Source organism: Methylobacterium sp. AC433 (assembly GCF_979253015.1).
The window spans coordinates 242,280-254,987 of the sequence record NZ_CEEDBN010000006.1; the positions used below are offsets into that span (position 1 = coordinate 242,280).

The 12,708-nt window shown below is 68.9% G+C and carries 10 protein-coding genes and 2 tRNA genes; 11 read left to right on the top strand and 1 reads right to left on the bottom strand.

What is annotated here, in order from left to right; all coding sequences use genetic code 11:
- Nucleotides 1-54: 54 nt before the first annotated feature.
- The gene (locus AC0IWM_RS12035) at nt 55-1,548 is read right to left on the bottom strand and encodes a sigma-54-dependent transcriptional regulator (RefSeq protein WP_056473064.1); all 1,494 of its coding nucleotides are present in this window, start codon (nt 1,546-1,548) and stop codon (nt 55-57) included.
- Nucleotides 1,549-1,847: 299 nt separating this feature from the next.
- On the opposite strand from AC0IWM_RS12035, the gene AC0IWM_RS12040 reads away from it, so the two are divergent.
- From AC0IWM_RS12040 to AC0IWM_RS12090, 11 genes are all read left to right on the top strand, one after another.
- Nucleotides 1,848-3,722: a M3 family oligoendopeptidase gene (locus AC0IWM_RS12040; protein WP_471755225.1), complete on the top strand. Its 1,875-nt coding sequence runs from the start codon at nt 1,848-1,850 to the stop codon at nt 3,720-3,722.
- A gap of 58 nt (nt 3,723-3,780) precedes the next feature.
- The gene (locus AC0IWM_RS12045; protein WP_471755227.1) at nt 3,781-4,005 is read left to right on the top strand and encodes an AbrB/MazE/SpoVT family DNA-binding domain-containing protein; all 225 of its coding nucleotides are present in this window, start codon (nt 3,781-3,783) and stop codon (nt 4,003-4,005) included.
- A 26-nt stretch (nt 4,006-4,031) separates the two neighbouring features.
- Nucleotides 4,032-4,421, top strand: coding sequence for a type II toxin-antitoxin system death-on-curing family toxin (locus AC0IWM_RS12050; RefSeq protein ID WP_471755264.1), 390 nt, complete (start codon nt 4,032-4,034; stop codon nt 4,419-4,421).
- A gap of 74 nt (nt 4,422-4,495) precedes the next feature.
- Complete coding sequence (locus AC0IWM_RS12055) at nt 4,496-5,860, top strand: ABC1 kinase family protein (RefSeq protein ID WP_471755229.1); 1,365 nt, start codon at nt 4,496-4,498, stop codon at nt 5,858-5,860.
- A gap of 124 nt (nt 5,861-5,984) precedes the next feature.
- On the top strand, nt 5,985-6,278 hold the full coding sequence (locus AC0IWM_RS12060; protein ID WP_056219345.1) for an aa3-type cytochrome c oxidase subunit IV: 294 nt from the start codon (nt 5,985-5,987) through the stop codon (nt 6,276-6,278).
- 70 nt (nt 6,279-6,348) lie between these two features.
- The gene (locus AC0IWM_RS12065; RefSeq protein ID WP_471755232.1) at nt 6,349-7,488 is read left to right on the top strand and encodes a Re/Si-specific NAD(P)(+) transhydrogenase subunit alpha; all 1,140 of its coding nucleotides are present in this window, start codon (nt 6,349-6,351) and stop codon (nt 7,486-7,488) included.
- A 17-nt stretch (nt 7,489-7,505) separates the two neighbouring features.
- Nucleotides 7,506-7,955, top strand: coding sequence for a proton-translocating transhydrogenase family protein (locus AC0IWM_RS12070; protein WP_108035050.1), 450 nt, complete (start codon nt 7,506-7,508; stop codon nt 7,953-7,955).
- 3 nt (nt 7,956-7,958) lie between these two features.
- On the top strand, nt 7,959-9,356 hold the full coding sequence (locus tag AC0IWM_RS12075; protein ID WP_471755234.1) for an NAD(P)(+) transhydrogenase (Re/Si-specific) subunit beta: 1,398 nt from the start codon (nt 7,959-7,961) through the stop codon (nt 9,354-9,356).
- 103 nt (nt 9,357-9,459) lie between these two features.
- The gene (recJ, locus tag AC0IWM_RS12080) at nt 9,460-11,280 is read left to right on the top strand and encodes a single-stranded-DNA-specific exonuclease RecJ (protein ID WP_471755236.1); all 1,821 of its coding nucleotides are present in this window, start codon (nt 9,460-9,462) and stop codon (nt 11,278-11,280) included.
- A 68-nt stretch (nt 11,281-11,348) separates the two neighbouring features.
- Nucleotides 11,349-11,432 (top strand) — tRNA-Tyr (locus tag AC0IWM_RS12085).
- A gap of 71 nt (nt 11,433-11,503) precedes the next feature.
- Nucleotides 11,504-11,577: transfer RNA gene (locus AC0IWM_RS12090), tRNA-Gly, on the top strand.
- Nucleotides 11,578-12,708: the final 1,131 nt, after the last annotated feature.

Below are 12,708 nucleotides of genomic sequence, written 5' to 3' on the forward strand. Positions count from 1 at the left end.
ATACTCGGATCAAGCGGGCGCGTGCGCAATCGCACGCTCGCCGCAGGAAGATCGTCAGGCGGCGGCCTCGTCGACCTTGTCCTCGTCCGCGAGGCCGAGGTCCTTGAGCTTGCGATAGAGGGTGGATCGGCCGATTCCGAGGCGGCGCGAAACCTCCGACATCCGGCCGCGATAGAATTGCAGCGCGAAGCGGATGATCTCCGCCTCGAGCCCCTCCATGGTCTTCATCTCGCCGGTCTCCTCGGCGACGAGGCTCATGGCGTGCGGATCGCGCACCTCCACCCGGACGATCTCGCGCACGGGCTCGGGCGCCCCGCCCTGGACCATGGGCTGGACCGGCGCGGCGGGGATGCGGATGTCGAAGCCCTCGACCTGCGCGGCGATCTGGGGAAACTCGGAGACGGTGAGCTCGTCGCCATCCGCCAGCACCACCGCGCGGAACAGCGCGTTCTCCAGCTGGCGGACGTTGCCGGGCCAGCCGTAGCGGGTGAGCAGCGCCATCGCCTCGGGCGTGATGGCCCGGACCTTCTTGCCCTCCTCGGCGGCGAAGCGCGCACAGAAGGAGCGCACCAGGTCCGGGATGTCCTCGCGGCGGGCGCGCAGGGGCGGCAGGGTCATCGGGAAGACGTTGAGGCGGTAGTAGAGGTCCTCGCGGAACCGGCCCTGCTTCACGAGGTCGAGGAGCGAGCGGTTCGTCGCCGAGATCAGGCGGATGTCGACGCGCACGGCGCGCTTGCCGCCCACCGGGTCGACCTCGCCCTCCTGCAGGGCGCGCAGGAGCTTCACCTGCGCGTCGAGGGGCAGTTCGCCGATCTCGTCGAGGAAGAGCGTCCCGCCCGAGGCCTCGACGAACTTGCCGACGTGGCGCTCGGTGGCGCCGGTGAAGGCGCCCTTCTCGTGGCCGAACAGGGTGGATTCGACGAGGTTGTCGGGGATCGCGCCGCAATTGACGGTGACGAAGGCCTTGCCGCGCCGGTCGCCGGAGCCCTGGATCGCCCGGGCCAGCACTTCCTTGCCGACGCCGGACTCGCCCTCGATCAGCACGGGGATGTTCGACTTGGCCGACCGCTCCGCGAGGCGGATCACCCGCTCCATGTCGGGGCTGCGCGAGGTCAGGTCCTTGAAGGTGAGGGCACCGGAGGCGCGCCGGCGCATGCGCCGGACCTCCTCCTCGAGCTGGTCGACCTTGAGGGCGTTCTTGATCGAGACCTGCAGCCGCTCGGCCCCGGCGGGCTTGACCACGAAGTCGGTGGCGCCGGCCCGCATCGCGGTGACGACGGCGTCGATCGAGCCGTTCGAGGTCTGCACGATCACCGGCACGTCGAGGCCGGTCTTGCGCATCTCGGCCATCACCCCGAGGCCGTCGAGGCCGCCCGGCATGACGAGGTCGAGGAGCACCACGTCGATCGCGTCGCCGGACCGGAGCGTCGCGAGGCCCTGTTCGCCGCTCTCGGCCACCTTCGCCTCGAAGCCCAGGCGCCGGACCATCGCCTCGGCGAGGCGGCGCTGCACGGGATCATCGTCGACGATCAGGACCGTTGTCGACATGGGGCAGCCTCGCTGTTCGCAAGCGGTGCGGTGGCCGGCGACGGGGCGTCGTCCGGGCGCCATCTCCGCCGGCGTGTTTCGTTTCGAACCGTAGGGTGGCCCAAGAGCGTAAAGCCGCGCTTAACGACGATCCGACTTTTCCGGGCACGGCGGCCGCCGGCGCGCGGGACCGGGCAGGCCGCCCCCAGACAAACCGTCTCGGCCCTCAGGATTCTGCCGGTTCCGGATTGATCGGAGGGGCCCCGCACTCGATATCACCGCGCACGGCACTCACCGCGCCCAGAGGAAACCAGATCATCATGCCGAGCCGAGCCGTCGCCCATGCCACTCGTTCCGGCATCGTCGCGCATGCGGAAGGGGCCAGCGCCGCCAGGGCCGCCGCGCACGCCGCCGATCTCGGCGTCCTGCCGGAATGGGACCTGACGGACCTCTATGCGGGGATCGATTCGCCGGACTTCGCCGCCGACCTCGCGCGCGCCGAGGCGGACTGCGCAGGGTTCTCCGAGCGCTACGCCGGCCGGCTCCTGGCGATGGCCGAGGGCGCCGACGCCTCGGCCGACCTCGCCGCGGCCGTCGCGGCCTACGAGGGGATCGAGGACCTGCTCGGGCGGCTGATGTCCTTCGCGGGCCTCGTCTATTCCGGCGACACCACCGACGAGCTGCGCGAGAAGTTCTACGGCGACACGCAGGAGCGCCTGACCGCCGCCTCCAGCCACCTGCTGTTCTTCGCCCTCGAGCTGAATCGCATTCCGGACGCCGCGATGGACCGGGCGATGGCCGCCGGCCCGCTCGCGCATTACGCGCCCTGGATCGAGGACCTGCGGCGCGAGAAGCCGTTCCAGCTCGACGACCGCACCGAGAAGCTGTTCCTCGAGAAGTCCGTGACGGGGCGCTCGGCGTGGAACCGCCTCTTCGACGGCACCATCGCCTCGCTGCGCTTCTCGGTGCAGGGCGAGCAGCTCACCCTGGAGCCGACCCTCAACAAGCTTCAGGATCCGGACGGCGCCATCCGCAAGGAGGCGGCGGGCGCCCTGAGCGAGGTCTTCCGCGCCAACCTGCGCACCTTCACGCTGATCACCAACACGCTGGCCAAGGACAAGGAGATCTCCGACCGCTGGCGCGGCTTCAAGGACGTGGCGGATGCGCGCCACCTCTCGAACCGGGTCGAGCCCGAGGTGGTCGCCGCCCTGGTGGAGGCCGTCCAGGCGGCCTATCCGCGCCTGTCGCACCGCTACTATCGCCTGAAGGCGAAGTGGTTCGGGCGCGATGCGCTGCCCTACTGGGACCGCAACGCGCCCCTGCCGAAGGTCGACCAGCGCACCATTCCCTGGAGCGAGGCCCGCGACACCGTCCTCGATGCGTACCAGGCCTTCTCGCCGCGCATGGCCGACATCGCCCGGACGTTCTTCGACCGCAACTGGATCGACGCGCCGACCCGGCCCGGCAAGGCACCCGGCGCCTTCGCGCATCCGACCGTGCCCTCCGCCCATCCCTACGTGCTGGTCAACTACCAGGGGAAGCCGCGGGACGTGATGACGCTCGCGCACGAGCTCGGCCATGGGGTGCATCAGGTCCTCGCCGGCCCGAACGGCGCCCTGATGGCGCCGACGCCCCTGACCCTGGCCGAGACCGCCAGCGTCTTCGGCGAGATGCTGACCTTCCGCCGCCTCCTGGCCGCGACCGCCAGCCCGGGCCAGCGCCGCGCCATGCTGGCGGCGAAGGTCGAGGACATGATCAACACCGTGGTGCGCCAGATCGCGTTCTACGCCTTCGAGCGGAAGGTCCACCTCGCCCGGGCCCAGGGCGAGCTGACCGCCGAGCAGATCAACGGGCTCTGGATGTCGGTGCAGGCGGAGAGCCTGGGTCCGGCGATCACCCTCGACCCGGGCTACGAGCCGTTCTGGGCCTACATCCCGCACTTCATCCACTCGCCGTTCTACGTCTACGCCTATGCCTTCGGCGACTGCCTCGTGAACTCGCTCTACGGCGTCTATGCCAAGGCGGAGGACGGCTTCGTGGACCGCTACTTCGCCCTGCTCTCGGCCGGCGGCGCCAAGCCCTACGGCGAACTCCTGGCCCCCTTCGGCCTCGACGCCCGCGACCCGGGCTTCTGGCAGATCGGCCTGTCGATGATCGAGGGCATGATCGCCGAGCTCGAGGCGATGGAGGGGTGAGACTCGTGGCGCTCGCCGCCTTCCGTTGTACGTTCTGTACAACGGAAGGCGGCGTCCCATGAAACTCGAAGTCAAGAAGATCGGCAACTCGACGGGGCTGATCCTGCCGAGGGAACTCCTGGGAAAACTCAACCTGGGTCAGGGCGACTGGCTGTCGGTGACCGAGAACGCCGATGGTTCGGTACGGCTGTCTCCCCTCGATCCGACCTTCGAGAAGGGAATGGAAATCGCCGAGCGCGCGATGAAGGCCTACCGCAACGCGCTGACAGAACTCGCGAAGTGAGTGCATCGGAGAGCGAGATCGTCTGACTGACGAGCGAACTCGTCCAGGCGATCCATGCCCGCCAATTCAGACCGTTCGGCGGGCCGAGCGGTCTGCGCGACGCGGGTGCTCTGGAATCCGCCCTCGGTCGGCCGGTGAACCGCGCCGCCTATGGTTCGGTCGATCTGGCCGAGCTGGGCGCCGCCTATGCCTTCTGGATCGCGAAGAATCATTCCTTCATCGATGGCAACGAGCGCGCGGCCTTCCTGTCCCTGATCACGTTCCTCGGGCTGAACGGCATCGACTTCCTGGTGGAAGAGGCCGAGGCCGTGGTCATGATCAGGGGCCTTGTGGCCGGCGAGATCGAGGAGGCGGGCCTCGCCCGCTGGATCCGTGACAATTGGCCGACGCCCTCGGCGCCGAGCCGCGACCCATGAGCCCGCCGCCCTGGCAGGCCGGGCCGCCGCGCTTATCTCGGGGTGAGCATTTCCCCACGAGTTGAATGATCCCGATGGCCGACACCGATCGCGAAGCCAACCGCTTCTCCGCCCGCGCGAGCCGCTATGCCCGCGTCGGCGCCAATGTCGGTGGGGTGGCGGCGCGGATGGCCGGCGCGAAGCTGTTCGGCGGCAAGGAGGCTCCGACCAACGCCGCGGCCCTGGCGCAGGCCCTCGGCGGCCTGAAGGGGCCGATCATGAAGGTGGCGCAGCTGCTGGCCACCGTGCCGGACCTTCTGCCGCCGGAATACGCCACCGAGCTGCAGAAGCTCCAGGCCGACGCGCCTCCGATGGGCGCGGCCTTCGTGAAGCGCCGCATGATGGCCGAGCTCGGGGCCAACTGGCAGGCCCGCTTCCAGAACTTCGACCTCAAGCCGGCCGCGGCCGCCTCCCTGGGGCAGGTCCACCGCGCCACCGCCCTCGATGGGACCCGGCTCGCCTGCAAGCTCCAGTACCCGGACATGCAATCGGCCGTGGAGGCCGACCTCAAGCAGCTCGAGGTCGCCTTCGCGCTCCACCGCCGGATGTCGTCCTGGCTCGATACCCGCGAGATCGCCAAGGAGATCGGCGCCCGCGTGCGCGAGGAACTGGATTACGAGCGCGAAGCCAAGCACGCGGTCCTCTACGGGAACGTCCTGCGCGACGTCGATGCGGTGCGGGTCCCGGCCATCCACAAAGATCTCTCGACGAAACGCCTGCTGACCCTCGGCTGGCTCGACGGCCAGCGAATCCTCGATTTCGCCGAGGCGCCCGTCGAGATTCGCAACCGGTTGGCCCAGTCGATGTTCAAGGCCTGGTGGCATCCCTTCAGCCGCGCGGCGGTCATCCACGGCGATCCGCATCTCGGCAACTACACGGTCTTCTCGGAGGACGGCGAAGCCCAGGGCATCAACCTGCTCGATTACGGCTGCGTGCGGATCTTCCATCCACGCTTCGTCGGCGGCGTCGTCGACCTGTACCGGGGCCTCCTCACCAACGACAACGCCCGGATCGTCCACGCCTACGAGACCTGGGGCTTCAAGAACCTCAACAAGGAGCTCGTCGAGATCCTGAACATCTGGGCGCGCTTCATCTACGGGCCGATCCTGGAGGACCGGACCCGGACGGTGGCCGACGGCGTCAAGCCGGGCGAGTACGGGCGGCGCCAGGCCTTCGAAGTGCATCAGGCCCTCAAGGCGCGCGGTCCCGTCACGATCCCGCAGGAATTCGTGTTCATGGACCGCGCCGCCGTCGGCCTCGGCGCCGTCTTCCTCCATCTCCGGTCGGAGCTGAACTACCACCGGTTGTTCGAGGCCGAGATCGATCGATTCTCCCTCGCGGAGCTCGAAGCTCGCCAGGGCAAGGCGCTGACGACGGCAGGACTTGCGTTGCCGGCTTGAAAGCGTGGCAATAAAAAGCCGTTTGAGCCGATTACAGGGCGCGCATGTCGATTGCGAGCGACCTTGGCTTGCGCTAAATCCCCTTGGAACAAATCAAGACGACGCCCAAGGGGACGCCCACAAGATGGCCGATACCAAGACCGTGTCCGGCGCGCATTACAGCCCGGCGATGGATGAGAAGACCCACGAGCAGACTTATCGCGGCTTCGTTCGGTTCGTTGAGATCGGCACCGGCGTCGTGCTGTGCTGGGTGCTGGCCCTGGCGGTCGGTGGAATCCGCGAGGCGTGGCTGACGGCCATCTTCGGTGTGATCCTGTCGGGCATCGCCGGTGCGGTGGGCGCCCTCGCGCCCGCGATCGGCTGGAAAGCGCCCCTGGCGGTCGGCATCCTGCTGGCCCTGTACCTCGCCTTCGCCTGATCCCTGTCCGAACACTTCTTGACTGATTTTGCGGGTCGCCTTCGGGCCGTCCTTTAAGGAGCATTCCTGCATGCGCATCGCTGTATTATCGGAAACCGATCCCGCGGAGCCGCGGGTCGCGGCGGTGCCAGAGACGGTCAAGAAATTCATCGGCCTCGGGGCCGAGGTCGCCGTCCAGTCGGGAGCCGGCGTCAAGGCCGGGGTTCCGGATTCCGAGTACGAGGCCGCCGGCGCCTCCATCGCCGGCTCGGCCAGCGACGCGGCCGGCTCGGCCGACCTCGTCCTGAAGGTGCGGCGCCCGTCCTCCGACGAGATCGGGCTCCTGAAGCGCGGCGCCACCGTCGTCGCCATCATGGACCCCTACGGTCACGAGGCCGAACTCGGCGCGATGGCCGAGGCCGGCCTCGACGCCTTCGCCATGGAACTGATGCCGCGCATCACCCGCGCCCAGGTGATGGACGTGCTCTCCTCGCAGGCGAACCTCGCCGGCTACCGCGCCGTGGTCGACGGCGCCGCCGAGTACGGCCGGGCCATGCCGATGATGATGACCGCGGCCGGCACGGTTCCGGCGGCCCGCGTCTTCGTCATGGGCGTCGGCGTCGCCGGCCTCCAGGCGATCGCGACGGCGCGCCGGATGGGCGCGGTCGTCACCGCCACCGACGTGCGGCCCGCCACCAAGGAGCAGGTCGAGTCCCTCGGCGCGAAGTTCGTCGCCGTCGAGGACGAGGAGTTCAAGCAGGCCGAGACGTCCGGCGGCTACGCCAAGGAGATGTCGGCCGAGTACAAGAAGAAGCAGGCCGACCTCGTCACGACCCACATCGCCAAGCAGGACATCGTCATCACGACGGCGCTGATTCCCGGGCGCCCGGCCCCGCAGCTCGTCTCCGAGGCGATGGTCGCATCGATGAAGCCGGGTTCGGTCCTGATCGATCTCGCGGTCGAGCGCGGCGGCAACGTCGAGGGCGCCAAGGCCGGCGAGGTCGTCACGACCGACAAGGGCGTGAAGATCGTCGGCCACCTCAACGTGCCCGGCCGCCTCGCGGCCACGGCCTCCAGCCTCTACGCCCGCAACCTCTACGCCTTCGTCGAGACGCTGATCGACAAGGAGGCCAAGACCCTGGCGGTCAAGTGGGACGATGAGCTCGTCAAGGCGACCAACCTGACCCGCGACGGCCAGGTTTCGCATCCCTCGTTCCAGCCCAAATCCTGATCCCGCCGGAGGATACGATGGCCACGCTTCCCCCCGATCAGGCCGCCGAGCAGGCGCGCGCCGCCGCCGCCGCGGCCCGAACCGCTGCCGACATCGCGCAGCAGCACGCGCTCCAGGCGCAGAAATACGCCGACGGCCTCGGCCACGGCCTCAGCGCCGTGACCCACGGCGCCGTCGACCCCACGGTCTTCCAGCTCGCGATCTTCGTGCTGGCGATCTTCGTCGGCTACTACGTGGTCTGGTCGGTGACCCCGGCCCTCCACACCCCCCTGATGTCCGTCACCAACGCGATCTCGTCGGTGATCATCGTCGGCGCGCTCCTCGCTGCCGGCGTTCCCTATGTCGAGCACGGCACAGGCTGGGCCCGCTTCTTCGGTTTCGTCGGCATCATCCTCGCCAGCGTGAACATCTTCGGCGGGTTCCTCGTCACCCAGCGCATGCTCGGCATGTACAAGAAGAAGGCCTGAGACATGTCCCAGAACGTCTCATCCCTTCTCTACATCGTCTCCGGCGTCCTGTTCATCATGGCGCTGCGGGGCCTCTCGCACCCGACCACGTCGCGGCAGGGCAACCTGTACGGCATGATCGGCATGGGGCTGGCCATGCTCACCACCCTGGTCGGCCATCCGCCGGCCGGGCTCGGCGCCTGGATCCTCGTGCTGCTCGGCCTCGGCATCGGCGGCGGTGCCGGTGCGGTGATCGCCAAGCGCGTGCCGATGACGGCGATGCCGCAGCTCGTCGCCGCCTTCCACTCCCTCGTCGGCCTCGCGGCCGTGATGGGCGCGGCCGCGACCCTCTACGCCCCGCAGGCGGTGGGCATCCTCGAGAACGGCCACATCCACAAGGAGTCGCTGTTCGAGATGGCCCTCGGCGTGGCCATCGGCGCCATCACCTTCACGGGCTCGGTCATCGCCTTCGCCAAGCTCGACGGTCGCATGTCCGGCAAGCCGATCATGCTGCCGCAGCGGCATGCCATCAACATCGCCCTCGGCATCGCCCTGGTGGCGATGATCGCGATCTTCATCGGTACCGAGAGCAAGGCGATCTTCTGGCTGATCGTCGTCCTGTCCTTCGTGCTGGGCGGGCTGCTCATCATCCCGATCGGCGGCGCCGACATGCCGGTCGTCGTCTCGATGCTGAACTCCTACTCGGGCTGGGCCGCGGCCGGCATCGGCTTCACCCTGGGCAACCTCGCGCTCATTATCACGGGCGCGCTGGTGGGCTCGTCGGGCGCGATCCTGTCCTACATCATGTGCAAGGCGATGAACCGGTCGTTCATCTCGGTCATCCTCGGCGGCTTCGGCGGCGATACCGCCGCGGCGGCCGGCGGCGCCGTGGAGACGCGTCCGGTCAAGCAGGGCTCGGCGGACGACGCGGCCTACATCATGAAGAACGCCGAGCGCGTCATCATCGTGCCCGGCTACGGCATGGCGGTGGCCCAGGCCCAGCACAGCCTTCGCGAGATGGTCGATCTGCTCAAGAAGGAGGGTGTGGACGTGAAGTACGCGATTCACCCCGTCGCCGGACGCATGCCCGGCCACATGAACGTGCTGCTCGCCGAGGCCAACGTGCCCTACGACGAGGTTCACGAGCTGGAAGACATCAACGGCGACTTCCCGCAGGCCGACGTGGCCTTCGTCATCGGCGCCAACGACGTCACCAACCCGGCCGCCAAGACCGACAAGACCTCGCCCATCTACGGCATGCCGATCCTCGACGTGGAGAAGGCCAAGACCGTGCTCTTCATCAAGCGCGGCATGGGCTCCGGCTACGCGGGCGTCGAGAACGAGGTGTTCTTCCGCGACAACACCATGATGCTGTTCGGCGACGCGAAGAAGGTGGTCGACAGCATCGTCAAGAACCTCTGAGTCCGATGCGGGCGACGGCCCGCGGCGCGGATCACGAGGGGCCGGCGTCCGTTCGCCGGCCCCTTTGTCGTTTGGGATGCAGCCCTGCGCCGCGCATGGCGCTATGATCCGCCCCGTGTCAGCCGCCCTCTCCCTCGACGTGCCCCGCGCGTTCCTCGACGTCAGCCGCTCGGTCCTCGGCCGGCCCTGGCGTGACCGCTGCGCCGATCCGGCCCTCCAGGCCTATGCGGCGACCATGGTGCAGGCGCATGCCCTGCCCGAACTGCTGGCCCGCGTCCTGGCCGGACGCGGCATCCGACCGGCCGAGGCCGAGGCGCATCTGCGCCCGCGGCTGCGCGACCTGATGCCCGACCCGGACTGCCTGGTCGACATGGCGGCCGCCACCGACCGGCTGGCCCGTGCGGTCGTGGCCGGCGAGCGGGTGGCGGTGTTCGGCGACTACGACGTCGACGGCGCGGCCAGCGCCGCCCTCCTGGCCGGCTACCTGCGCAGGCTCGGCCTGACCGTCCAGATCCATATTCCCGACCGGATCACCGAGGGCTACGGCCCCAACGTCGCTGCCGTCTCGGCCCTGCGCGCGGCCGGCGCGACCCTGCTGGTCACCGTCGATTGCGGGACGAGCGGGCACGCCCCCCTCGAGGCCGCCTCGGCGCTCGGCCTCGACGTCGTCGTCCTCGACCATCACGGCGCACCCGAGCACCTGCCGCCGGCCCACGCCCTGGTGAATCCGAACCGCCTCGACGACCTCTCCGGCCTCGGGCATCTCTGCGCCGCCGGCGTCGTCTTCCTCACCCTGGTCGCCCTGAACCGGCGCCTGCGCCGGGAGGCCGCCTTCGCCGACCGGCTGCCCGATCTCGCCGAGTCCCTCGATCTCGTCGCCCTGGCCACGGTGGCGGACGTGGTCCCGCTCACCGGCCTCAACCGCGCCTTCGTGGTCCAGGGGCTGAAGGTGATGCGCGCCCGGGGCCGCGTCGGCCTCGCCGCCCTCCTCGACGCCGCGTCCCTCAGCGAGGCGCCGGAGGCCTGGCATCTCGGATACCTCGTCGGCCCGCGCATCAATGCCGGCGGCCGGATCGGGGATGCGGGCCTCGGCGCGACGCTCCTCACCACCGCCGATCCCGCCGAGGCCGCACGGATCGCGGCGGAACTCGACCGGCTCAACCGCGAGCGGCAGGTCATCGAGGCGGAGGCGGTCGCTGCCGCCGAGGCCGAGATGGACCGCGCCCTCAGCCTCGATCCGGAGCATCCGGTGCTGGTGACCGCATCCGCCGACTGGCATCCCGGGGTCGTCGGGCTCATCGCCGCGCGCCTGAAGGAGCGCTTCGGCCGCCCGGCCTTCGCCTTCGCGCTCCGGCCCGACGGCACCGCGACCGGCTCGGGACGCTCCATCGTGGGCGCCGATCTGGGCCAGGCGGTCCGCACGGCGGTCGAGGCGGGGCTCGCCCTCAAGGGGGGCGGCCACGCCATGGCGGCGGGCGTGACGCTGCCGGGTCCGGATGTCACGCGCTTTCGCGATCACCTCGCGGCCGCCCTGGCCGCGCCCGTCAGCGAGGCGCGGGCCGTGGAAGCGCTCCTGGTGGACGGCGCGATGAGTGCGGGCGGCGTCACCGCCGAGCTGGTCCGCACGATCCACCGGGCCGGCCCGTTCGGATCGGCGGCCCCGGAGCCGACCTTCGTCCTTCCGCGCCACCGCATCGTCGATGCCGCCGTCGTGGGCAACGGGCACGTGCGGGCCCGCCTGCGGAGCCGCGACGGCCAGGCCATCGGCGCCATCGCGTTCCGGGCCGCGCAGGGACCGCTCGGACAGGCCATCCTCTCCGGAATCGGCCGCGAAGTGCACGTCGCCGGCACGCTCTCGGTGGACACCTGGCGCGGCGCCGAGAGGGCACAAATGCGGATCTGCGATCTCGCGTATTTCGATTGAGCGACGCGGTTGACTCGGCGTCGGGCGGTCATCATAAGGACGGCGCGCCGTCGAGAGGCGGCCGGTTTGGGGGAATGTCCCGAGCGGCAAAGGGGGCGGACTGTAAATCCGCTGCGTAAGCTTCGTAGGTTCGAGTCCTACTTCCCCCACCAAACCTTTACCGAGATCCCGAACCCGTTCGGGCTGTCTCGAGCCTCGGTGACCTGCTACGAAGGTCGGCGATGCGGGTGTAGCTCAATGGTAGAGCAGCAGCCTTCCAAGCTGAATACCCGGGTTCGATTCCCGGTACCCGCTCCAACCTCGCATTGACGCCGCGAAGCGGTGAAGCGAACCCCTCGGTGCCCGAGGGCGATCCGTCGAGCCCGTAGGACCACCGGACGGGCCGAGCAGGGGCGCGCTTCGGCCGGCGTGGCGCCGCCGGAGGCACGAGGCAGGACCTAGCCCGACCAATCGCCAAACCCGAGAGACCGTACGGCTCCCCGATCGCATCCGGGGCCGATCGGGGGCGAACAATGTCCCGAGACGACATCCGGCAGCGCCTGACCATCCAGCGACAGCCTTGTCACGAACGGGCGCAGGCAAACCTTCCGACGCCCGAGATCCCGCATCCGGCAAGCCCGATCGAGCAGAAGGTCCCCAGACCCCCGGCGCCGGCGCTGAGCGTTCGGCTCCCCTGCAGGATAGCGCCAGACGTCTGCCCTGTGCCGTTCGAAACTCGATCTGGCGCAGCGTCGGGACCGCGTGGTCGACCTCCGTCTTCCGACCGCGCGTCCTGTCCGCGGCCTTCCGTTCCGGCTGAGCCTCCGATCGGCCCGGTCCGAAGCCGGCCGGTTACAGTAGCCGCGGGCACGTGCCCCCATGAGCCGGCGTGGTTCGAAATGCGACGGGAGCCCGATCCGAGATCGCTGCCCCGTCGCGTGAATCCTGCCTTGGCCGTCCCGCTCCCGCAGCCTTCCCGGTGGCTGCGAAGTCGACCGCACATCCCTCTCTGCCTCACCCCGCGGCCCTGATTCCTGATCTGTCGAGTACAGGCACAGCGGATCTCCGTTGATCGCTCCATACGATGCTCGATTTTTCGGCGGAATTAATTCCGACGCGCGTAGATGTATGGAATGTCGTCCCTGGAAATCTGATTTTTCATCAAATCGAGACCCTTGAACTGGATGATAGACAGATATTCTGCAGGTTTGGGCCGTGTTTCGGAAATATTATCCATGCTTTTCGCCACCGGATACAAAATCCGGAAGTTTTTTGCCGGATGGTGCCGATACATTGTCGTATTCTACTCGTATGGTTCACGAGACATTTGGCTTGGTTTCTGCTAAATGATAATCGGAAGCCGAAGATTGCCGCGAAACGGGACAGATCTGCCCTGTTTCGCGTCAGCGCCTGCGGATGGATGGGAACCGATGTCTGCTTATCCCGAGG

What these genes read in the sequence shown, in the direction of transcription:
- AC0IWM_RS12075 (WP_471755234.1), top strand. Translation starts at nt 7,959, where the DNA reads ATGTCCCAGAACGTCTCATCCCTTCTCTACATCGTCTCCGGCGTCCTG.
- AC0IWM_RS12065 (WP_471755232.1), top strand. Translation starts at nt 6,349, where the DNA reads ATGCGCATCGCTGTATTATCGGAAACCGATCCCGCGGAGCCGCGGGTC.
- AC0IWM_RS12035 (WP_056473064.1), bottom strand. Translation starts at nt 1,548, where the DNA reads ATGTCGACAACGGTCCTGATCGTCGACGATGATCCCGTGCAGCGCCGC.
- recJ (WP_471755236.1), top strand. Translation starts at nt 9,460, where the DNA reads ATGATCCGCCCCGTGTCAGCCGCCCTCTCCCTCGACGTGCCCCGCGCG.
- AC0IWM_RS12040 (WP_471755225.1), top strand. Translation starts at nt 1,848, where the DNA reads ATGCCGAGCCGAGCCGTCGCCCATGCCACTCGTTCCGGCATCGTCGCG.
- AC0IWM_RS12070 (WP_108035050.1), top strand. Translation starts at nt 7,506, where the DNA reads ATGGCCACGCTTCCCCCCGATCAGGCCGCCGAGCAGGCGCGCGCCGCC.
- AC0IWM_RS12045 (WP_471755227.1), top strand. Translation starts at nt 3,781, where the DNA reads ATGAAACTCGAAGTCAAGAAGATCGGCAACTCGACGGGGCTGATCCTG.
- AC0IWM_RS12055 (WP_471755229.1), top strand. Translation starts at nt 4,496, where the DNA reads ATGGCCGACACCGATCGCGAAGCCAACCGCTTCTCCGCCCGCGCGAGC.
- AC0IWM_RS12060 (WP_056219345.1), top strand. Translation starts at nt 5,985, where the DNA reads ATGGCCGATACCAAGACCGTGTCCGGCGCGCATTACAGCCCGGCGATG.